Raw genomic sequence first — 22,548 nt, 5'->3', positions numbered from 1 at the left:
TAAAATGCATAAAAATCCTAACTATAAATGGTTAATCCTGGTTATTATTATTATCATTATGCTTGCTGTCCCCAGCTTTTTTTGGATGAAAAAAGATAATAAATCACGAGCAGAACTCAGTAAATCGCTTCTTTCACCTGTAATTATGGTTCCGGGTTCAAGTGCTACTACCGAGCGCTTTAACCAGTTAATTGATGAACTTAATAAAACGACACTTAACCGGCATAGTGTAATAAAAATTAGAGTTTCACGTGAAGCAAAATTAACTTATAGTGGCTCTATAGGTAAAAATGACCTAGAACCCTTCATTATTATTGGATTTGATAACAATAAAGACGGCTATTCCAATATTAAAAAACAAGCTGAGTGGCTGAATGTAGCATTTGAGTCGTTAATTCAAAATTATAAGTTCAATAATTTTAAGGCGTTTGGTCATTCTAACGGCGGTTTAATTTGGACTTACTGGCTGGAACACTATTATTCTGAGTATTCAAACGATATCAAAATAAAGAAATTAATGACTTTAGGTACACCATATAATTTTACTGAAAATAACATTAATAACAGAACGCAAATGCTGGCTGATTTTATTAAAAAGCGTTCAGCATTGCCAACCAATCTAAAAGTTTATTCTCTTTCTGGTGGTAAAAACTACGAATCTGATGGTATTGTACCTGAATCAAGTGTAGCTGCAGGTAAATTTATTTTTCAAAAACAAGTAAAAAACTATACTGCAATAACAGTTACGGGTGAAAAGGCAGACCACTCTGATTTGCCGCAGAACAAGCAAGTAATTCAGGCAATTCGGCAGTACTTATTAAAGAAGCCAGAAAAGCCGTTAAAACCGGCTAAAAGAAAGGGCAAGCATTAATGAAATATCAAAAACAGCCGACCAAAATTGAAGTAATTGGTGGTAGGGTGAATAACTTAAAAAACATCAACGTTGATATTCCCCTACATAAATTTGTAGCGATATCGGGATTAAGTGGTTCTGGCAAATCAAGCTTAGCGATGGGAATCTTGTACTCAGAGGGCGCAAGACGCTATCTTGATTCTTTGGCAGCCTATACCAGAAGACGTATTAGTCAAGTTGGTCGTGCACAGGTTGATGAAGTGAAACATATTCCTTCAGCACTGGCTTTAAGGCAAAGGCCGGCTGTGCCTGGAGTTCGTTCCACGGTAGGAACAGTAACAGAAGTTTTTAACATCTTACGGTTGATTTTTTCCCGTTTAGGTTCACCTGTATGCCCAAACGGTCACCGGGTACCAGCAACCATTAAAATAGCTGAAGCCATGGATCTAACTGGAGAAGCAATGGGGCGATTAACTTGTCCTACATGCGGGATACAATTTTATGCTTTTAGTGCAGAAGACTTTGCATTTAATTCTGATGGTGCGTGTCAAAAATGCCAGGGATTGGGAACAGTTGAAAAAATTGATGATAGTAAAATCATTGCAGATGAGAATTTATCTCTTGAAAATGGAGCAGTGGCAACTTGGCAAATTCCTGGACGAAATTGGATGTGGCGTATTGCCCGGGAATTGGGGGTACGGACTGATATTCCATATAAAGAGCTGAATGCTAAAGAAAAAGAAATTGTACTTCATGGAAAAGAGCGTAAAGTTCCGATTGATTTGCCAACTTCCACTGGTCGCGTATATCATTTAGATGCATTATATGAGAATGCTTATAATGCCGTGGCTAATTCACGCAAAACTACAAAATCCGAACGTGGCTTGCAAAGAATTAACTCTTTTTATAAGTTCAGTACCTGTCCCCGCTGCCAAGGCTATCGCATTGATCCCAGTCGCTGGCAGCAGTTAGTTGCTGGAAAAAATATTGTTGAAGCTGAACAGCTAACTTTAGGTGAACTGAACCATTATATGGGTGAGATTTTAGCTTCCCTGCCACAAGATATGCAAGAATTGGCAGAAAATTTAACCGGTGAATTGATGCATCAAGTCAAGCCCCTGCTAAAATTAGGCCTAGACTATCTGAGCCTAGATAGACAGGCTGACAGTTTATCTACTGGGGAACTGCAACGAATTCAGCTTGGTAGAACTTTGCGTACGGAAACCACTGGTGTGCTTTACGTCTTAGATGAACCATCTGTTGGTTTGCACCCTGATAATGTGGCCGGACTTATTGATATATTTCATGAACTGGTTAATCAAGGAAACTCTTTAGTTGTAGTTGATCATGAAACTGCAATCATTAAGGCAGCTGATTGGGTGATTGAAATTGGTCCAGGTTCAGGCAGCCGGGGTGGTGAGATTATTTCCCAGGGAATACCCAGTGAGATCGAGCAAAGTGAGCAGTCTCTGATTGGTCCTTACTTAACTGGTAAGGCACCACTTTTAGTTCGTCACAAGGCAAAAGCTGACCAAATTTTTAAACATGGCAAAGTTGAGTTTGATGTTACCGAACGCTTTAACTTGAAGAATATTCATGCTCAAATTCCTCTTAATCGCTTAACTTCTGTTACCGGCTTTTCTGGTGCTGGTAAGACTACCCTAATTCTTGATTCCCTCATTCCTGCACTTAAAGCACAAAAAAATCTTAAAAATGGTCCTGATTGGGTAAAAAATTTAAAGAATGATGTTATTAAAAATGTAATTAGTGTTGACTCTACACCTGTTGGTAAAAATCAAAGGTCAACTGTTGCAACTTATACTGATATTATGGATAATTTGCGTAAACTCTTTGCCAAACAACCATTAGCAAAAAAGTTAAAATATCGCGCATCTCATTTTTCTTACAATAACAAAGAGGGTGCCTGTCCGGCATGTAACGGAACCGGTGTCATTTCACTTGACATCCAATATCTACCGGACATGGTTGAAACATGCTCTGTATGTGGCGGTCACCGTTTTAACCAAGATGTTTTACAAGTAAAATGGCATAACTTAAGTATTGCGGATGTCTTAAATTATTCCGTTGATGATGCGCTGGACAAAAAACTTTTTAAGAACGAACCAAAAATCAATAAAACAATTACAACTTTGCATGATATGGGTCTAGGATATCTACACTTGGGAGAATCTACCCCAGCTTTGTCTGGAGGAGAAGCACAGCGCTTGAAACTAACCAGTCATATCCATCAAAGACAGAAAGGGACATTATTTGTTTTTGATGAACCGACCGTTGGCCTACATCCACAAGATGTCAGAACTCTTTTGCATGTTTTTCAAAGATTACTTGAGCAAAAAGGAACTATTATTACAATCACACACGATTTAGATATTATGGCTAACAGTGATTATATGATTGATATGGGACCAAAAGGTGGGATGCAAGGCGGGAAAATTATTGCAAGTGGCACACCTGTGGATATCTCGCAAAAATCTAATAGTTTAACTGGTAAATATTTGCAAAAACAATTTAAATTGTATCAAAAATAGCAGTGAAAAGTCTTTAAAAAGAGCATTAGTGCTTTTATAGCAAGGCTTTTTTCTTTTGTGGAAAAAACGGGAAATCTGTGGAAAAGTTAATCATAATTATTGCTTTCTGTGGATAACCTGCTATAATATTATATGTAAGCAATTAGCAGTCGAACGCAGCGAGTGCTAATTACAAATTTATAACCTATCAAAGGGGTGTTTGCATATGGCATATTTTGATAACGATTTTGACGATTTATTTAACGAATTAAACAATTCATTCTTCAACAATACTAACGACAACGGTGGTGCTATTCCTATTCATTACTCTAGTAGTATGAATATTTCTCCACAAGACTTGAATCAAGGTGGACAAGTGGGACAAAAACAAGGTCAAAAGCCAATTGGTGTTGATCTGGTTGAGCAAGCTAAGAAGAATAAGTATGATCCTGTAATTGGGCGTGACGAACAAATTCAAGAAGTAATTGAAATTTTAAGTCGGCGCAAGAAGAATAATCCTGTATTAATTGGACCTGCCGGGGTTGGTAAAACAGCCATTGTAGAAGGTTTGGCACAAAAGATTGCTGCAGGCGATGTTCCTGATAAAATGAAGGACAAGCATATTATTGCAATTAATATTAATGATATGGTTGCAGGATCAAGCTTGCGTGGCAGTTTTGAAGAACGCCTTAAGAAAGTGATTGACGAAGCAAAAAAGAATCCGAACATTATTTTATTTATTGATGAATTACATAATATAGTTGGTGCGGGTTCTACTGATTCTGAAAATAATAACGGTGATGCCGCTAATATTTTAAAACCGGCTTTAGCTAGTGGCGATTTAAACTTAATTGGTGCAACGACTACAAGTGAGTACCGCAGAATTGAAAATGATGCGGCACTAGCACGTAGATTCCAACCGGTACAGGTTCCTGAACCATCAGCTGAAGTTACCGTTAAAATCTTGGAAGGATTAAAAGATAAATATGAGTCTTTCCATCACGTAAAATATAATGACAGTGCTTTGAAACTCGCAGTTGAATTATCGCAACGTTATATTCAGGGACGCTATTTGCCTGACAAGGCCATTGACTTAATGGATGAGGCAGGTGCTAAAAAGGGTCTTGATACAATTCCAAGCGACGAAGCAACTTTAAAGAAACGGATTAAAAAGCTTGAAAGTGAGAAAGAAGCAGCTGCCAAAAAAGAAGATTATAGTAGAGCAAGCGAGTTGAAAAAGCAAATTGAAGACTTGCGTGATAAGGCTAGTCATGTGGATGACGCTGCCACTCCTCATGTTACTGATGAAGATATCTACGCTTTAATCGAAGCTAAGACTAAGATTCCAATGAGTGAATTGCATGCAAGTGAAGGACAAAAGAATCTTGACTTGGCTGAGAAATTAAAGAAAGTAGTTATTGATCAGGATAATGCTGTTGACGTTATTACAGATGCTATTGCCCGTAAACAAGTTTTCAAAGACAATGATCGTCCTACTGGTACATTCTTGCTAACAGGATCTACTGGCGTAGGTAAGACGGAATTAGCTAAACAATTAGCCATTCAACTATTTGGTGGTGAAAATCATCTTATTAGACTGGATATGTCTGAATATCAAGATCAGATGGCGGTTAATAAATTGATTGGTTCGGCACCTGGTTATGTTGGTTATGGTGAAGGTGGCCAATTAACTGAAAAAGTTCGTCATCAACCATACAGTTTGATTTTGTTTGATGAAATTGAAAAAGCTAACCCACAAGTATTTAATGCCTTGCTTCAGATCATGGACGATGGTCGCTTAACTGATGCTCAGGGCAGAACGGTTTCCTTTAAGGACACAATTTTAATCATGACTTCTAATGCAGGCTACTCTGACCAATTATTAAAAGACGGCAAAGTTGATCATGATAAGCTGATTAAAGCTCTTGAGGCCTACTTCAGACCAGAATTTTTGAATAGACTTGATGCTATTGTCCCGTTTAATTCATTGACCAAAGATGATATGAATAAGATTATTGATATCTATTTGAATAAAATGGCACATGTTTTGGCTAAAAAAGGTGTTAAGGTTGAAGTCTCTAATGAAGCTAAAGCCTACTTAGCAGACAAAGGCTATGATAAGAAATTTGGTGCAAGACCTCTACGTAGAGTCGTTGAACAAGATTTAGAAACGCCAATTGCCAAATTATTGATGAAAGAGCCTGACACTAAGACAGTTAGGTTTACAGCAGATGATAAACATGTTTACCTAAATGATGCCGCAGTTTTGGATATTTCGGCAAAACAAAATACTGAAACTAAAGATAACGTAAAACAAGACTAATTTTAAAAACGAGAGTCATCCTCCGAAAGTGATATAAACCCTGAAATAAGTTAAATTTGGGGAGTCATATCACAATGAAGAGATGACTCTTTTTTTGTATATATATTAGTTTCACGTGAAACTAGATGCACATACAAAAATACATTTTTGTTTTATTATTAGAAATTCATATTATTTTATTGGAAGATAGAAAAGTTTTACTATTGACAATAAAAAGAAATTAGTTTAAATTAGTTAACAATTAAATTAATATTAAAAGCTAAAGAGAAATTTTTAGCTTATGTAGTTTTTATAGGGGACAGTTCAAATGAAACAACGAGTAGAAGACCTAGATTGGAAAAATCTGGGATTTAAGTATCGAGATCTGCCTTATCGCTATGAGGCAAAATATAAAGATGGTGAATGGCAGGAAGGAAAACTGACTGAAGATTCAACCATGACATTTTCTGAAGGTGCAGAAGTCCTGCATTATGGTCAGGAAATTTTTGAGGGCTTAAAGGCTTATCGTAGAAAAGACGGTAAAATCAACCTGTTTAGACCTGATCAAAACGCACACCGCTTTACTCTTTCAGCGAAGCGGTTAGCCATGCCGCCTTTCCCTGAAGATAGGTTTGTTGATGCAGTAAAACAAGTTGTTAAGGCTAACGAAGAGTTTGTACCACCATACGACAGTGGTGCGACCCTGTATTTACGGCCACTTATGGTGGGGACATCTAAAGTTTTAGGTGTCGAAGCAGCCAGCGAATATACTTTCCGCATTTTTGCGGTTCCAGTTGGTGCATATATTAAAGGATTGAACCCTGCAGATTACATTGTTAGTGAATACGACCGTGCCGCTTATGCTGGTACTGGTCAAGCAAAGACATCAGGTAACTATGCCAGTAGCTTGCTTCCATCCGTTGAAGCACACAAGAACGGCTTTGCCGATTGTCTTTACTTGGATCCACGTGAACATAAATATATTGATGAATTTGGTGGTGCTAACTTCTACGGCATTACCCAAGAAGGTCAATTTGTCACACCAAAATCACAATCGATTTTGGTTTCTATTACCAAGCGCTCACTTTTGGAAGTCGCTAAGTGGCAAGGCCTAAACCCGGTCGAACGTCAAATCACTTTGGAAGAAGCTTTCAACATGAAAGAAGCTGGTGCTATGGGTACAGCTGCTGTAATTTCCCCCGTAGGTTCAATTACCTACAAGGGTGAAAAACACGTTATCTACAGTGAAACAGAAACTGGCCCGGTAACAACTAAGCTTTACAATGAATTAGTTGATATTCAGTACGGTAATAAAAAAGGCCCAAAGGGCTGGGTCCAAACAGTAGAATAAGTTTAAATATCGGGAACACAAAAGCGAGGCTCAGGCCTCGCTTTTTTATTGCTATAGTATTGAAGTAAAAGTTTAATTATAAGAATCTTTATTCTTCAATCTTGTATAGACTTTGCTTCAGCAATTTGCGAAAGCTTTTATCGGCAGGTAACGATTTATCCGCAAACCAACCTGTTCCGACATTGACAATATCTCCTATTGCCAAATCTCTGATACATCTGCTTGCTAGTAGTTGCCTTTTGGGGTCAGTAAACTCTGTTGCTATCATTTGATTAAAAATAGATTTTAGATCATTAAAAGCTGCAGTAGTTTCAGGATACATATTGGTCCGCGGCATTTTTAAAACAAATTGTGTTAAATGAAAATGGTTAAGAGCTATTTGGCGAAATTCCATTGCAAAATCAATAATTGCTGTCATGCCGGCTTTACCAAATAAATTTCGTCGCAGCTGATCTGTCATTAAATTAATTAACCAAGCAACTATAGCATAATTTAGTGCTAACTGATTGGGAAAGTAATTATATAAAGCCTGTGATTGAATACCAAGTTCTCTGGCGATCGTTGCAAAATTATTTTCTTTTTTATTTTCAATTAATTTAATGCTGGTTTTTATAATTAATTCTTTGGATAAAATTTGACGTGGCATACTAAATTTCCTATTTGCTTGACTTTTACAATTTGTAAATTAAAATTACATATTGTAACTATAACACAAGATAGGGCAAAACTGAAGGGGTTTAAGCATCATGAAGATTTTTTTATTGGGAGTAATAGGGTTAGTAATAGGAACTTTTGTTATTCTTTTTGGTGGTGGCGGTGCAGCCATTTATTTGGCAATTTTGACCGGTTTGTTTGGCTTAAATGCAGCAGCAGCTTCTTCAACTTCATTAGTGACTGCTTTACCTTCATTAATTATCGGTGCAATTAGCTATTATCATCAAAGACAAATAAATACTAAAATAGGTAATCAAATGTTAATGACGGCAATCCCTGCTGTGATAATAGGCGCATTACTATCAAAATTTATTCCCGCTAAAATTTATAAATGGCTAATAGGAATTGTCCTAATAGTGCTTGGCATTAACATGTTATTTAAGAAAAAAGTGCAAACCGCTGAAACAGTTAAGAAAACGCAGTTTGCCAGAATGGAAGCTGGAATTTATGGTATTTTAGGGGGTTTAATGGTTGGCGTAGCCGGCATGAGCGGTGGCGCTGTTATCATCGGTGGCTTATTTTTGTTAGGATTACAAGATTTTCAAGCTACTGCAACTTCAACTTACGTTTTAGTTTTTATGACCATTACGGGCGTGATTTTTCATATTGCTGACGGTCGGGTAGACTGGTCTGCTGGCTTGCCCTTAATGATTGGTGCCATATTAGGTGCAATAACTGCACCCAGACTGGCCCAGATTTTAGCCAAAACTAAAATTACTCGTTACATGAAACCCACAATTGGTATTTTGCTTATATTATTAGGGGCTAAGTCATTGCTTTAGCTATTAACTACTTAAAATGTTTAAAAGCACTAGTATTTCAACTAATACTGGTGCTTTTTAAATTAATTCATTTTGCTGTATGTTTTTAGTTGTTTGAGCAGCTCGAAAGGCTATGGGAACAACGATGTTGTCGACTTCACGGCTATGCAAAATTAATTTAATTAAGTTATCGACTGCTAATCGAGCGATTTCTTTAACAGGCTGGACTATTGAAGAAAGACTGGGTGTAATGCTTGGCATCATTTGAAAACCATCATAACCAATTAATTGTAATTCTTCAGGAATTTTAACCGAATAATTTTTTAGCTTAAAAAGTAACTGATAAACAGTTTCTTCATAATAGTAAAGATTACGATATCGTCAAACTTAGTAATCTGACTAAAGATATGGTTGAAAGAACTAATATGTCAACGACTAGAATGACTTTTCTCATTTTTAGTTGTAACACTGCCTTTAGTTAATATTTTACTAAGTTGGAGCCAATATGTACCGCATCATGTTCAATCCGGTAAAGCAATCTTTGCCATTAAGGCTAACTTTATTTTGTTACCGATAGCTATGATTGTATTATCAATTGTAGTAATGTACTTTTATAATCTTGATAAAATTTATAACCAAATAAAAATGACTAATAAGGAGAATTAAAATGAACATTTCAGATTTAACTCGAATTAACTTAAATGAAGAAAATCGGACAATATCACCTGAAAATTTATCTGGCGCTAAGGGAAAAGCCGCAATGAGTGCCAGTGACTTGGGTCCCAGCCGCAAAGGCAATGGCTCCATTAAATTACCTCAAGGAAAAACTGTAACCATAGCTGATATTCATTCTGCAGGAGAAATTAGACATATTTGGATGACAATTGCTGATGCAACACCAGCAGGTAGTTTTGTACTGCGGGATGTAGTTTTGAGAATGTATTGGGACGGAGCAGACAAGCCGGCAGTTGAAGTTCCTATTGGTGATTTTTTCTGCAATGGTTTTGGTGAACGGTGTGAAATTAATTCTGCTTTAATTACTGTTAACCCAACAGGTGGCTTTAACACTTATTTTCCAATGCCGTTTAGAAAATCCGCTAAAATTACAATCACAAACGAACATCCAGGTGATATTGACGGTTTCTTTTATGGTATTGATTATGTTATCAAAGATGTGCCCGAAGATGCCGCATACTTTCACGCTGCTTGGAATAGACAAGAATATACTCAAAAACAAAATGATTTTGTAATTTTACCTTCTATAAAAGGTCCTGGACATTTTGTAGGAGTCTATTTTGAAGTCTGTGCTTTACAACGTTATTGGTGGGGTGAAGGAGAATTCAAATTTTATATTGATGGCGATACCAATTACCCAACAGTTACTTCTACAGGTACTGAAGATTATTTTGGTGGAGCTTGGGCATTTCATCAAAAAGACAAAAATGGTAAGACATATGCCCAAACTTTTCAAAGGCCTTTTATGGGATATCCATTTATGTCAAAGGTAGATCATACTCGGGATGAATTTAATAATGGTGAGTTAATGCCTTTACACGCATTTGGCAATGATGCTTTGCCAATGCATGGGTTATATCGCTTTCACTTATTAGATCCAATTCGGTTTAAACACGATTTAAAGGTAACTGTCCAGCAAATCGGTAATAATGATATTCAATTGTTTGAGCGTTCAGATGATGTTGCTGCCGTTGCTTATTGGTACTCAGCAGAAAAAGCAAGTGATTTACCAGCTATTGCTCCCCAACCGGAAAGGGTGCCACGCTAGGTATTTATAAATGATAAATTAAAAACGTGATTCTGCTACGATAATAGAACCACGTTTTTTTGAGCACAGGTAACAGCCAAAATTTCTGGTTTCTTCATTGTACTCTACATCTATTTGAAAACATCATGTTTTATAAATAGTATACAATTTTACTATATTTAATGGTTTTCGTATTAGATGGCCTATCTTTAGCTACAGTAAAATAATTATTTAAAAAGTCCTTCATGCTTTTAAAAAATATACAGTAAGCTTTTAGCAGAATGGTAAAATATTTATATAATTGAAAAGTAATTTAGTATAACTTTTTGTAATAGTAAGACCTAATTAATTGGTATTTTAAGTTGAATACTTTTCAGTGGATAATAAAATAAGGCAATTTGATTATTTTAATAATGAAAAATTAAAGCCCACCAATTATATCAAAGAAAAGAGATCAGAATGAGCATTATCAAAAATCATTTTTTTGCAGGTGAAAGAATTCTTTTTGGACTAAAAGATGCACAGCTGGAAGGAATAACTTTTGGAGAGGGTGAGTCACCACTAAAGGAAGCCAGTAAAATTAGCATTAAAGACTCTGTTTTTAAGTGGAAATATCCTTTGTGGTATGACAATGACATCACTGTCGATAATACTGTTTTTGAAACTATGGCTCGTAGTGGTATCTGGTATACCAAAAATATTGCGATTAAAAATTCGGCTTTACAAGCACCAAAGCTATTTAGAAGAGCAGAAAAAATAAATTTAGACCATGTTCATTTTGCAAATGCTGAAGAGACAATGTGGACATGCAAGGACATTCGCATTACCAATAGTCAAATTAACGGTGATTATTTTGGCAAAGATAGTCAAAATATTTATCTTGACCACGTCAGTGTGGTTGGCAACTATGTTTTTGATGGTGCTCAAAATGTTGAAGTACATAATTCTACTTTTGTTTCTAAAGATGCCTTTTGGAATTGCAAAAATGTTAGTGTTTATGACTCAACAATTGATGGGGAATATTTAGCATGGAATAGCCACAATATTAAGTTCATTAATTGTCAGATTGAAAGTAATCAAGGACTTAATTACATTGACCATTTGGAACTAAAAAATACTAGTTTAATTCACACAGACTTAGCTTTTGAATATGTTTCTGATATCGATGCTACGGTTTCAAGTAAGATTGATAGTGTCAAGAATCCAATTTCCGGCAGAATTTCTGCTCCTGCAATTGGTAAATTGATTCTAGATCCACAAAAAATTACTCCCGCTAAAACGGAAATTATCTGTGCTAAAATTGATGAGAAAATTGATTATTCAGATGAAAATCAGAAACCAGGGGATTAAATATAATGAATAAATATGATTTTGTTAATGCACCGGATAGAAGTACGACGGACTCAGTCAAGTGGCATGTTAAAAAAGGCGACTTACCAATGTCAATTGCCGACATGGACTTTAAAACCGCACCGGAAATTATTGCTGCAATGAAAGGAAAAATTAGTCTCGGTGTTTTTGGCTATGAGTGGCCTGAAAATGATTATTTTAATGCTGTCGCAGATTGGTATGAAAAAGAGCACGGTCATCGGCCAGAGCAGGAATGGCTGATTTTTACTACGGGTGTAGTACCAGCAATTTCTTCAGTTGTGCGTCGAATCTCTCACATTGGTGACAATGTTTTAGTGCAAGCACCTGTTTACAATGTTTTTTATAATTCAATTGAAAATAACGGTCGACACGTTTTAAGTAATAATCTGCAGTTTGATGGCTCAAATTATAAGATTAATTGGGAAGACTTGGAACAAAAATTAGCATTACCTCTGACGACACTAATGATTTTTTGTAATCCGCATAATCCTGTAGGAAAGGTATGGACTCAAGAAGAAGTTCAAAAAATTGCTGATTTATGCTTTAAACATCATGTGGTACTTTTGTCTGATGAAATTCATGGTGATCTGATACGCAAAGGGCCAGATTATACTCCTGCCTTTTCAGTAAATGGGCCTGCACGTGACAACGTCATTTCCTTGGTTTCGCCAAGTAAGACCTTTAACGTTGCAGCTTTACATGCAGCAACTGCTATCGTACCGAATAATAACTTGCGTGCTATGGTTAATCGCGGTCTCAATAGTGACGAAGTAGCAGAACCTAATTTGTTGGCTATTCCGGGAACAATTGCTGCGTATGAACATGGTCATGATTGGCTGCAAGCATTGATTAAGCAGCTAAATGTTAATTTTAGATATGCTCAAGAATTTATCAGCAATAATCTTCCCCAAGTAAAAGTGGTCTCAGGCAAGGCAACATATTTAATTTGGCTTGATGTTGAACGGATTAGTACCGACTCGCAAGAATTAGCTGACTACTTAGAAAAGAAAACAGGTCTGGTTTTATCACCGGGGAGTATTTATCGCGGTAACGGTCACAACTTTTTACGCATGAACCTTGCTTGCCCGTTAACAATGGTTAAAGATGGCTTAGAAAGGTTAAAGACAGGACTGACAGAATATTCTGCTTAAATTTGTTAAAAAGACGACTATGGCAATTAGCATAGTCGTTTTTTGATTAGAAAGTAATCAAAAAAGCTAATTAGTGTTATAAACCGAAATTAATGTTTCATGTGAAACTTAAAAACAAAAAGGTAATAAATATGGCAGATTATATAGTTGAGTCAGTGGTATTTCCCGGGAAATGTTGCCAAAACCAATATTAATTAAATTAGAATTTAAGTAAGCGGCTTTGATGTCATTGCATTAAGTCACAGTTAATAGCACGTAAGGTCGATTCCCTTGATGATGTTAGTGGAAAGCTTCTTCGGAATATTCAAACGAGAAAAGTTTTTTGGCTTTGAGAAGCAGTTTAAAAATTTCACTGAACTAGAAGATGCAATCAGAGACTACATTGAGTATTACAATCAGAAAAGAATAGAAATCAAACTAAAAGACTAACTCCGATTGAATATCAGAAGTTAGTCCTCAATTAGTAATTAATAAAGTGTCCCAATTTTAGGGTTCACATCACAAATTTACCATGACTCTTAATTTATATAATTAATTTGCTAAATATACAAATATTTAATTGATTATTTATATATTGTTTATTGAAACAACCGTTTTATTTGTCGTTTTTAAGTTGTAAAAAATTAATTTTTAGATTTATTTTTTTGAAAGTGCTGAGCAAGTTGAATGGCAGTGGTGATGTAGTCAAGAATAGTTGAGACAGCTAATATGATGCCTTTGAAATTAACCGAGTCCTCAAAAATTAGCGGTAGTTGAGCGCCCATTGCAATAAACAGAACTATGATCAAAAGTTTACCCGGAGAAATTTTGCCATTACTACTTGTGAACTTATCTAATAAAGTTTGAATCTTTTTTGTTGTTTGTGGTGATAGTTGCATTTTCTGAGCAAGAATTTTTAAAAAGGTGCTATTTTTAAAGACAGAGACTAATTGATCATTTGCTTCTGTGGATAATTGTTTTAGTTGTTCTGCAATATGTTTATTATGCTTAGCGCAAACCTGCAATAAATTTTGAATTTGTTGTAGTCCAGATAAATTCCATGAATAATTATTTGAATTAATTCTTTCCCATAATTCTGGTATCTGTGCAATTTTTTGATTAAATTGGCTGAATAATTTCTGTGTCATTTTTGTTGGCAATATACTTTTTTGCCAATTTACTAACTGATTTTTAATATGCATAAGATATACTTCCTTTTCCTAATTATAGCAAGGTTGGAAATTATACAATCTTTATATGCTTAAATTAAAATTTCCTTTTTTCATGTGAAACATTATTACGGGTGACTTGATGATAGAGACAAGGTTCATAATTTAAAAGAATCATTGCATAAATGATAAAGCTGGATAAATTAATAAAAGTAATTGACCGCAAACTCACTTTTTCCAATGAAGCTATCAAAAAGCAGAGCATGGATGAGCGTAAAAATAGTCAGGAGAAATATTAGCTGGCAAAGAAAAAGTGCAATAATGACACTAAAGGTAAATTATTGCACCTGGTTTATATTGCTTTAAATAAAGCTAAGTTTTTATTGAAACGGAAATACTTTTTAATCGTAATTATTTGCTTTGGATGGTAATAACATTAGAATGATGAACCAAATGTCGCCAATGATTGGGACTATCATGATTAAAATCCACCAAGCAGAATGATTACTGTCATGTAAACGGCGAAAGCGCAAAGATAACATTGCAATCCAGACAACAAAGGATATGATGAGAGAGCTCGTCTTGATGCTCCAATCGCCCCAATTATAAATATCATTAATTGAGTGACCTAATATGCTCTCAACTAAATTCATCAAAATAAAAGCTAATATCCAATTAATAATCACCGGCCACCAATATTCTGAACGATTAGCAGTGCCAGAAAAATTAAAAATATTCTGCCAGAACTTTTTATATGATTTAATCATTAAATATTTCCTCCTACTTTTACCTAATAAATTCATCATAGTGCATTGCAAGAGAATGGGCAAAGATAAAGGCTTTATGTGAATTAATAAGCATTATTTTTGTTTTATTATTATAAAAGCGGTATCTTGAACTTGAATTTATTGAAGGGAGAAAGTACAAATGGACAATAATTTATCAGATCCGTTAAAACGCTATCATCACGATGATTTTCCTAAGCAATCACAGGAATATCCTGGACTGCAAAGTAAAATGGATCCTGCACCTGCTGGTGACATGGCCGACTATGAAGGACATGGATTGTTAAAGGGCCGCAATGCCCTTGTCACAGGTGGTGATTCCGGTATTGGCCGCGCTGTAGCGATTGGTTTTGCCAAAGAAGGAGCAGATGTAGCCATTCAGTATTTGCCAGAAGAAGAGTCAGATGCTAAAGATACAGCTGAATTGATTAAAAAGGCTGGACGTAAAGCAGTTTTGCTGCCAGCTGATTTCCGTAAACGTGGCGAAGCAGCAAAAGTTGTTGAGAAAACTGTCAAAGAATTGGGCAGTTTAGAATTACTGGTAATGAACGCAGCTATCCAACAAAATGTTGATGGCATTGAGAACTTATCGCTTGATCAAGTTCACGATACTTTTGAAGTTAATATCATTTCAATGTTTGAGATGGCTAAGGCTGCAGTACCACACATGAAGCCGGGCAGCGTAATTCTGACCTCGACTTCTTTGGAAGGCTTCAGTCCATCACCAATATTGCTTGATTATGCAGCTACCAAAGCAGCAATTGTCAGCTTTTCTATTAATTTGGCTCAAAGTCTTGCACCTAAAGGAATTAGGGTTAACAGTGTTGCACCTGGTCCTGTTTGGACACCTCTGCAAGTTTGTGGAGGTCAACCAACTGCAGCTCTTTCCAAGTTTGGTCAGGAAGTACTGTTGAAACGTGCAGGACAGCCTGATGAAATAGCTCATGTTTATATTTTCTTAGCTTCAAACTTGGCGAGTTATGTAACAGGTCAAGTTTATGGTGCCACAGGTGGACCAGCTATTAACTAAAGGATAATAAATTAAATTTAATTTCCGTTTTTGCCTCTGTGTAAGTAAAAACGGATTTTTTTATGCAAAATTTGCTTTTTGGATAGGGCTTCAGTATATTAAATAATTAATTAGTATTTAATATCCAAATAATAGAGGTGAAGAAATGAATAAAAGTATTTTTCAAAAAATAGCAATACTGTCGCAAAAAAATGCCAGGATTATTGCAGATGAGTGGCACTACGACGGCCAATATGCTTTTTACGATATGAAAAATGATCAAGAAGATTATGATGAAATAATTTCTCCCAAATTGCGTAAAAATAATTACTTTCAGGTTTTGGATACTAACGATAATTTAGTCGCCTTCTTTTGTCTTGATCCAGATAAGGAGAAAAGAGAACAAGTTGAAGTTGGATTGGGATTGGCTCCAAATTTAACTGGTCGTGGTTTGGGCAGCGAATTTATGTCAGTTATTGAAAATTACGTTAAAAATAACTATGATTATCAAGTGATTATTTTAGCGGTTGCTGACTTTAATTTGCGTGCGATTAAAGTCTATCAAAAAGCAGGTTATGTCCAAACAGGTACAGAAAATGTGCATTCAAATGGCGGCATCTATAAATTCAATATTATGTCAAAGAAAATTTGAGTTTAGTTTTATAGATATTATATGAAAGAATTGAAGGTGAAAATTATGGATAAAACATGGCAAAAAATGTATGAGGCAGCAAAAAAAGTACAAGGGTTCACTGCCATTGGTCCTCATATGGAAGCTGGTGGAGTCGCTGCTGCTGTTCTAGCTGAATCAGGAAAAATTTATACGGGAGTTTGTATTGACACAGCCTGTGGATTAGGTGTCTGCGCAGAACGCAGCGCTCTTTTTAATATGATTACAAATGGTGAAACTAAAATTAGCAGAGTTTTAGCATTAATGGCAGATGGTAAAAATGGTGCTCCTTGTGGTGCTTGTCGCGAATTTATTGTTCAGTTAATGGAAAAGGATTATCAGCAAGTTGAAATTATGCTGGACTATGAAAAGGCCAAAGTCGCTACAATGGGTGAACTAACCCCGCAATGGTGGCTATAATGAATAAAGAAGTAAAACAATTTTGGCAGGATTTTTGCCTAAAGCACAATTTAGCTGCTGACACTATAGTTGACGCCTGGGCTTTTGGTTATAGTGAAAAAGATGCAGATGAATTGGCTGAGTTAGTTAGGAGAGGCATAAAAACTGCCACAACTTCAGAATATGTACCAGGTGATGAAGATATGCCTAAAGTTGGCGATTGGAACATAATTCTCGATAGTCAAGGTAAACCCGTCTGTGTTGTCCAAGACAAAGTTGTAGAAATTATTCCGTATAATCAAATTTCCGCAGAGCATGCTTATCATGAAGGAGAAGGAGATCGCAGTTATCAATATTGGCGTAAGGTTCATGATCAATTCTTTGAAGAAGAATTTAAAGCTAATGGGCAAAAATTTTATCCTCAAGCGCCAATGGTTTGTGAAACTTTTGCAAAGATTGATTAATTGGGACGTTGCAAAATGAAAAGAATATGATATAGTTAAAATAATTTAGAGAAAGAGGTTATTGCCAAAATGGAGAATTAATTTCTGGTTTTATTAGTAAGCAAAAAGTTTGATAGCCAAAGCTTTTGTCATGCTTTTTTGCCGATAATCAGAAATTAGTATTGTCTCTTTGTGGTGATTTTTTAGTTTCACTGGCTTTTTGTGCACTGCTAATCAAATTATGGGCAATTTGGTTATCAGTGCTTTTTCTTTAGCAAAAAGCAGGTGTTAATATGGAATATATTAAAATAACGAATCTGAAAGTAGAGTATCAAGGTGAGGTTTTATTTCAAGCTCCACATTTAAATGTTCAAGACCGGCAAATAGTTGGTTTGATAGGTGATAATGGTGTAGGTAAAACTACGTTAGTCAACATTATTGCTGAAAAGCCTATAATTTTTGGAATAGAAGGGCAAGTTAAACGAAATTGTCATACTATTTTAGTACCCCAAATTTTAAATAACAGTGAGCAAAGTGGTGGAGAAAAGGAAAAGGCAAATATTGTTCGAGCATTACTTCAGATAAATCAAACTCAGAATTCTCTGCTAATTTTGGATGAGCCGACATCTAATTTAGATATTGAGCAACAGAAATGGTTAATTAAAGTCTTAAATGGCTTAAAACAACCACTTTTAGTAATAAGTCATGATCAGGCTTTTTTAAGTAAGCTTGTCAATGTTATCTGGCAGATCAAGAACCAACAAGTTTATGAATTTAAAGGTACTTATGACGAATACCAGCAATTTCTTAGAACACAAGAAAAAAGGCGGAATACTGAGTATTATCAAAAACGAATTGAAATTAAAAGACTAAAAAAAGATCAAAGGGAGTACGAAACTAGGGCTAAAAAATCTACTAAGAAAAAGAAAAGTATTTCTTGGTCCGATTGGAAAATAAAAGATAGCAGCGGTGTAGAAAAAAGCCTTTTTCGTGAAAGTACTTTACTGAAAAGGCGTATAGCTAAAGCAGAAACGACGCTGAAAAAGCCGCAAGTTCATCATCCAATTACTTTGGGTAATACTGAAAACAAGAACTTGGAGCTATCACAGAAAAGCAGCATAGTCAGATTCAAGACTCAAAGTGTTGCTGTTCATAAAAAGCAATTATTTGCAATAACTAAAGAGCTGAAGATCAAAGGAAAAGAAAAAATAGCGTTAACTGGAAAAAATGGTGCTGGAAAATCAGTTTTTTTAGCAAAATTATTTCACAAAAAACTGGCTGTCTGGCTTAATCCACAGCTAAAAATAGGCTATTTCAAGCAGAATATGGCACAGGAAACTGAAGAAACAGCTACAGTAAAAGAGGTAATATATAAAAACAGCATTTTTAATAAAACTACTACAATGCAACTTTTAGGTGACTTACATTTGCAAAGGTCTTTGGATAACCAAGTTAGTGCTTTGAGTGGAGGCCAGCTGATTTGTTATAAATTGGCAAAAGTGCTTTTAGGTGAGCATAACTTGCTAATACTTGATGAGCCGGACAACTTTTTAGATATTTCATCTATTAATGCTTTAGAAGAATTTTTAAGAAACTATCCGTTTGCTGTTATTGTAGTTTCTCACGATCAGAACCTGTTAAAAAACTTAAACTTTACTTCTTGGAAAATAAAAAATCACAAGTTAATAACTCCTAGTGATTTCTCCAGTGAAGAAAATGCTAAGACTACTAATCAAATCAGTTTATTACAATTTAAATTAGACCAACTGATTTCTGATCCTAACGCTTCATTTACTGACATTGAAAATATTTCCCGGGAAATAAATAGAATTTCTAAAAAGAACTAAGTTTTATTAATTGGGGTAATAGCAGGGAAATTATTGTAGCTAAAACAATTAAAAAAATAAAATTAATTGTCAAAAAGCCTAATAATACTTGCCTGCTATGTACGTGGGCTTGCTTTAAAGCTAATAAATTGGCAAATGATGCTAATGGAGTCCCTAATCCACCGACATTAACGCCAAGAAAGATTGCTGTGATATCTATGCTGAAGCGTGTAATTAGGAAAGTAGCTGGAACATTGCTAATTACTTGGCTCAATAATATACCAGTTAAATAGGTGATAAAGGAACTCTGTTTTAAAAGTTGGGCCACAATTGTAATGATAAATTTTTGTCTTCCTAAAATGCCCACTATCAGGAAAAAGCCGATAAAAGTAATTAAAGTACCGTAATCAACTTGTGTAAAAATAAAGCGGTTTGTAAATAAAATGACTGCCACAACAACAATTGTAGTATAAATTAGCGGTACGAAATGTAGGACACCCGCAAGTGTGACCATGAGTGAAGTAAATGCGATAAATAAAGCAGTTGGCTTAACATTATAGTTTTTAGGTTTCAAAACGGGTAAGGAACTTGCTGGAATTATAAATGTAGTTAATAAAATTAAGGCAAAACTAATAATGGCTAATGGAACAGAAATTTTTAAAAAGTTAATAATAGATAAATGGTAGTGATTATAAATATAGAGATTCTGTGGGTTACCGAAAGGGGTTAATGCACTTCCAAGATTTGCTGTAATTGTTATCAATGTTAAGGGCAAAATAAAAGGCCCATGAACTTGCTTATGAATTACTAAAAATAAGGGTATAAGACTCAAAATTGCAACATCATTTGTTAAAAACATTGCCAAAAATCCAGCTAGTAAAACTAATAGTTGGGTAATTTGGCGGTGTGTGTGAGCTAAACTGATAATTTTTTGGCTAAGATAGGCCAGAGCATTGATATTAATTAGATACTGAGTTACCAGCATTAAACTGAATAATGATAAAATTGTTTGCCAATTAACATCAGATATTTTAGGCAATGAATGACATACTATACAGACTGTAGCTAAAACTATAAGTGTGAACCACAATATTTTTTGTTGCTTAATGCTTTTACTAATACTTTTCACGGTAACTCACTTTTGAAAATTTATTGATGACTTGTTTTTAGCTTAAATATTTTACTACCAAAGCAAATTAAGCGGAAATATATAAGAACAAAAGATACACGCAAATTGCTAATAACTATTATAATGTTAATAACTAATAGTATAAGTTTAATTAAGGAGGAAAAATGATAAAACCAGTTATTGGCATAGCAGGATCTGAAATGATTGATTCTGCTGGAATGTTTCCAGGATACAGACGTAGTTATGTTAATGAGGATTATGTGGATTCTGTAGTTAAAAATGGCGGAATTCCCTTTATAATTCCTTTTACTGAAGATGATGAAGTTATTAAAAGCCAAATGGATCACGTTCAAGGATTGATTTTATCCGGTGGACATGATGTTGATCCTCACTTATATGGTGAAGAATTAATGCCTAAGATTGGTCCCATTTGGCCTCAGAGAGATCACTTTGATATGCTTTTATTAAAAATTGCTGAAGAAACTAATAAACCTGTTCTGGGAGTTTGCCGCGGGGCACAAATTATTAACGTAGCACATGGTGGCAGTCTCTACCAGGATATTAGTTATCGCTCAGAGCAAACTTTAAAACACGAACAAGGTCATACACCTGATTTACCTACTCATAAAGTAACAATTAAGGAAAACAGCTTGTTAGCTAAAACATTGGGTAAGACTGAATGTATGGTTAATTCTTTTCACCACCAATTAATTAAAGACGTAGCGCCAGATTTATTTGAGGTTGCGGATGCAAGCGATGGCGTACCGGAAGGGCTTGAAAATAAACAGGGTACTGTTTTGGCGATTCAATGGCACCCAGAAATGCTACACAACAATCCTAATACTAAGTATATGAATAATTTGTTTAAATTTGTGGTTGAAAATGCCAAGTAGGGAGTAAATATGACTCAAAACAAAAACGCAGGAGACAAACTTGGCTTTTGGTCGATTGTTCTTTTAGCTATTAACTCAATTATTGGTTCCGGTATTTTTTTAACACCTGGTAGTGTAGTTAGTCAGGCAGGGAGTAAAGCTTTAATTGTCTACTTCATTGCTGCAATTTTTGCCTCAATCTTAGCCATTTCTTTTTCCGCAGCGGCTAAATATGTAACTAAATCTGGTGCTTCTTATGCCTATTCTAAAGCTGCTTTTGGTGATAACGTTGGTTTTTACGTTGGGATTTTGCGTTACTTTTCTGCCAGTGTTGCCTGGGGAGTAATGGCTGTTGGTGTAATTAAATCAACTATTTCTATTTTTGGTGGTAATCCCGATAAATTTTTAAACGTTACTATTGGTTTTATTATATTAATGGTAGTTGTTACCGTAATTAACTTATTTGGACAAAAGTTTGTGAAACTTGTTATGAATTTGGCTACAGCAGGTAAATTAGCTGCATTAATTTTAATTATTGTGGCAGGTGTTGTTTTACTTATTAAAACTGGAGCCACACATAGTTTGTCATCTGTTGATCAAATAACGCAAAATGGGCATAAAATAGTGCCAACTTTGACTACTACAGGACTTGTAATGGCTGTTGTTTCGGCGTTCTATGCTTTTACAGGTTTTGAATCTGTTGCTTCTGGTTCAGAAGATATGCAAGAGCCTGAAAAAAACTTACCAAAGGCTATCCCGCTAGCAATTTTAGTTATTGCTGCAATTTATATTGGGGTAGTGGCCGTAGCGATGGTGTTAGATCCTAAGGCACTGATGACGACTAAACAAGTGGTAGCAGTCAGTGCTATTTTCAAAAATGAAATATTGCGGGATGTAATTTTAGTTGGTGCGCTTATTTCTATGCTGGGAATAAATGTTGCTTCTAGTTTTAATGCTCCACGTATTTTGGAAGCAATGGCTCGCGAACATCAATTGCCAGGTACTTTAACCGAAAGAACTAAAAATAACTTTCCTATTAAAACATTTTTTATTTCTGAAGCATTAGCAATTTTAGTACCTTTAGCTTTTCAATATAACATGACTAACTTAATTACATTGAGTGCTATGGTCAGATTTTTAGGCTTTATCATCGTTCCGCTGGCAGTGATTTGCTTTTACTATGGTAAAAATAAGCAACCAATTTTACCAGCTCCTAAGAATGTCATAACTGATATATTTGTACCAATATTGTCAATAGTTTTAGTGATTTTTTTGCTGGTTAAATATAACTGGCAAGCACAATTTGGTATTATTGAGAATGGTAAAGTCGTTGGTGTTAACTGGTATGCAATTTTCATGATGATCTTTGGCTTCGTAATTTTACCGCTATTTATGTTTTGGTTCTCTAGAAAAGAAAGAAGCAAGCAGCAATAGTTTCTAAAGATAAATTACCACGTAAAAAAGAGTTGAACGT

Annotated in this window: 20 protein-coding genes and 1 pseudogene; 16 read left to right on the top strand and 5 right to left on the bottom strand. The window is 35.2% G+C overall.

Translation table 11 applies throughout. From position 1 onward, the window contains the following. Positions 1-4 precede the first annotated feature (4 nt). The 4 genes from AAA915_RS07910 to AAA915_RS07895 all read left to right on the top strand — a co-directional run bounded on the left by AAA915_RS07910 (position 5) and on the right by AAA915_RS07895 (position 7,034). Complete coding sequence (locus tag AAA915_RS07910) at positions 5-871, top strand: alpha/beta hydrolase (RefSeq protein ID WP_338201289.1); 867 nt, start codon at positions 5-7, stop codon at positions 869-871. Continuing rightward, the gene (locus AAA915_RS07905; RefSeq protein WP_338201287.1) at positions 871-3,402 is read left to right on the top strand and encodes an AAA family ATPase; all 2,532 of its coding nucleotides are present in this window, start codon (positions 871-873) and stop codon (positions 3,400-3,402) included. The genes AAA915_RS07910 and AAA915_RS07905 overlap by 1 nt, the downstream gene beginning before the upstream one ends. 205 nt (positions 3,403-3,607) lie before the next feature. After that, entirely contained in the window at positions 3,608-5,704 is a 2,097-nt protein-coding gene (locus AAA915_RS07900; protein WP_338201285.1) for an ATP-dependent Clp protease ATP-binding subunit, read from the top strand. Between the two features lie 307 nt (positions 5,705-6,011). Then, positions 6,012-7,034, top strand: a complete 1,023-nt coding sequence (locus AAA915_RS07895; protein ID WP_338201283.1) for a branched-chain amino acid aminotransferase — start codon at positions 6,012-6,014, stop codon at positions 7,032-7,034. Positions 7,035-7,122: 88 nt separating this feature from the next. Here the strand turns inward: AAA915_RS07895 and AAA915_RS07890 are convergent, their stop codons facing one another. Beyond that, positions 7,123-7,680 (bottom strand): TetR/AcrR family transcriptional regulator, encoded by a 558-nt coding sequence (locus AAA915_RS07890; RefSeq protein ID WP_174794618.1) that lies wholly within the window; start codon positions 7,678-7,680, stop codon positions 7,123-7,125. A gap of 100 nt (positions 7,681-7,780) precedes the next feature. Here AAA915_RS07890 and AAA915_RS07885 point away from each other — a divergent pair, with 100 nt between their 5' ends. Next, positions 7,781-8,530: a sulfite exporter TauE/SafE family protein gene (locus tag AAA915_RS07885; RefSeq protein WP_338201280.1), complete on the top strand. Its 750-nt coding sequence runs from the start codon at positions 7,781-7,783 to the stop codon at positions 8,528-8,530. Positions 8,531-8,587: 57 nt separating this feature from the next. Here the strand turns inward: AAA915_RS07885 and AAA915_RS07880 are convergent. After that, a pseudogene (locus AAA915_RS07880) lies at positions 8,588-8,857 on the bottom strand (substrate-binding domain-containing protein); the annotation flags it as partial. 319 nt (positions 8,858-9,176) lie between these two features. Between AAA915_RS07880 and AAA915_RS07875 the strand changes: the two are divergent. The 4 genes from AAA915_RS07875 to AAA915_RS07860 all read left to right on the top strand — a co-directional run bounded on the left by AAA915_RS07875 (position 9,177) and on the right by AAA915_RS07860 (position 13,222). Further along, positions 9,177-10,292 (top strand): glycoside hydrolase family 172 protein, encoded by a 1,116-nt coding sequence (locus tag AAA915_RS07875; RefSeq protein ID WP_338201278.1) that lies wholly within the window; start codon positions 9,177-9,179, stop codon positions 10,290-10,292. A 438-nt stretch (positions 10,293-10,730) separates the two neighbouring features. Further along, complete coding sequence (locus AAA915_RS07870; RefSeq protein ID WP_338201277.1) at positions 10,731-11,621, top strand: DUF3737 family protein; 891 nt, start codon at positions 10,731-10,733, stop codon at positions 11,619-11,621. A gap of 5 nt (positions 11,622-11,626) precedes the next feature. Beyond that, complete coding sequence (locus AAA915_RS07865; RefSeq protein WP_338201275.1) at positions 11,627-12,793, top strand: MalY/PatB family protein; 1,167 nt, start codon at positions 11,627-11,629, stop codon at positions 12,791-12,793. A 273-nt stretch (positions 12,794-13,066) separates the two neighbouring features. Then, positions 13,067-13,222 (top strand): IS3 family transposase, encoded by a 156-nt coding sequence (locus tag AAA915_RS07860; protein ID WP_420915121.1) that lies wholly within the window; start codon positions 13,067-13,069, stop codon positions 13,220-13,222. Between the two features lie 194 nt (positions 13,223-13,416). Here the strand turns inward: AAA915_RS07860 and AAA915_RS07855 are convergent, their stop codons facing one another. Both AAA915_RS07855 and AAA915_RS07850 read right to left on the bottom strand, forming a co-directional pair. Then, complete coding sequence (locus AAA915_RS07855) at positions 13,417-13,974, bottom strand: hypothetical protein (RefSeq protein WP_338201273.1); 558 nt, start codon at positions 13,972-13,974, stop codon at positions 13,417-13,419. A 368-nt stretch (positions 13,975-14,342) separates the two neighbouring features. Next, complete coding sequence (locus AAA915_RS07850) at positions 14,343-14,708, bottom strand: DUF805 domain-containing protein (protein WP_174794625.1); 366 nt, start codon at positions 14,706-14,708, stop codon at positions 14,343-14,345. A gap of 160 nt (positions 14,709-14,868) precedes the next feature. Between AAA915_RS07850 and AAA915_RS07845 the strand changes: the two genes are divergently transcribed. The 5 genes from AAA915_RS07845 to AAA915_RS07825 all read left to right on the top strand — a co-directional run bounded on the left by AAA915_RS07845 (position 14,869) and on the right by AAA915_RS07825 (position 19,094). Further along, positions 14,869-15,756 (top strand): SDR family oxidoreductase, encoded by an 888-nt coding sequence (locus tag AAA915_RS07845; RefSeq protein ID WP_174794626.1) that lies wholly within the window; start codon positions 14,869-14,871, stop codon positions 15,754-15,756. A 145-nt stretch (positions 15,757-15,901) separates the two neighbouring features. After that, entirely contained in the window at positions 15,902-16,387 is a 486-nt protein-coding gene (locus AAA915_RS07840) for a GNAT family N-acetyltransferase (protein WP_338201270.1), read from the top strand. 45 nt (positions 16,388-16,432) lie between these two features. Continuing rightward, positions 16,433-16,825 (top strand): cytidine deaminase family protein, encoded by a 393-nt coding sequence (locus AAA915_RS07835; protein WP_338201268.1) that lies wholly within the window; start codon positions 16,433-16,435, stop codon positions 16,823-16,825. Further along, positions 16,825-17,268: an ASCH domain-containing protein gene (locus AAA915_RS07830; protein WP_174794629.1), complete on the top strand. Its 444-nt coding sequence runs from the start codon at positions 16,825-16,827 to the stop codon at positions 17,266-17,268. Before AAA915_RS07835 ends, AAA915_RS07830 begins: the two co-directional genes overlap by 1 nt. A gap of 272 nt (positions 17,269-17,540) precedes the next feature. Further along, entirely contained in the window at positions 17,541-19,094 is a 1,554-nt protein-coding gene (locus AAA915_RS07825; protein ID WP_338201266.1) for an ATP-binding cassette domain-containing protein, read from the top strand. On the opposite strand, the gene AAA915_RS07820 is transcribed toward AAA915_RS07825, so the two are convergent. Continuing rightward, the gene (locus AAA915_RS07820) at positions 19,081-20,202 is read right to left on the bottom strand and encodes an SLC13 family permease (protein ID WP_338201264.1); all 1,122 of its coding nucleotides are present in this window, start codon (positions 20,200-20,202) and stop codon (positions 19,081-19,083) included. The two genes, AAA915_RS07825 and AAA915_RS07820, sit on opposite strands and share 14 nt — an antisense overlap. A gap of 164 nt (positions 20,203-20,366) precedes the next feature. On the opposite strand from AAA915_RS07820, the gene AAA915_RS07815 reads away from it, so the two are divergent. Together AAA915_RS07815 and AAA915_RS07810 are read left to right on the top strand one after the other, a co-directional pair. After that, positions 20,367-21,095, top strand: coding sequence for a gamma-glutamyl-gamma-aminobutyrate hydrolase family protein (locus AAA915_RS07815; protein WP_338201262.1), 729 nt, complete (start codon positions 20,367-20,369; stop codon positions 21,093-21,095). A gap of 9 nt (positions 21,096-21,104) precedes the next feature. Next, a complete protein-coding gene (locus AAA915_RS07810; protein ID WP_338201260.1) occupies positions 21,105-22,508 on the top strand; it encodes an APC family permease in 1,404 nt (467 codons plus the stop codon). Positions 22,509-22,548: the final 40 nt, after the last annotated feature.

This window comes from Lactobacillus rizhaonensis (genome assembly GCF_036246345.1).
Taxonomy (GTDB): domain Bacteria; phylum Bacillota; class Bacilli; order Lactobacillales; family Lactobacillaceae; genus Lactobacillus; species Lactobacillus rizhaonensis.
This window is presented reverse-complemented; position numbering and strand designations above follow the sequence as displayed.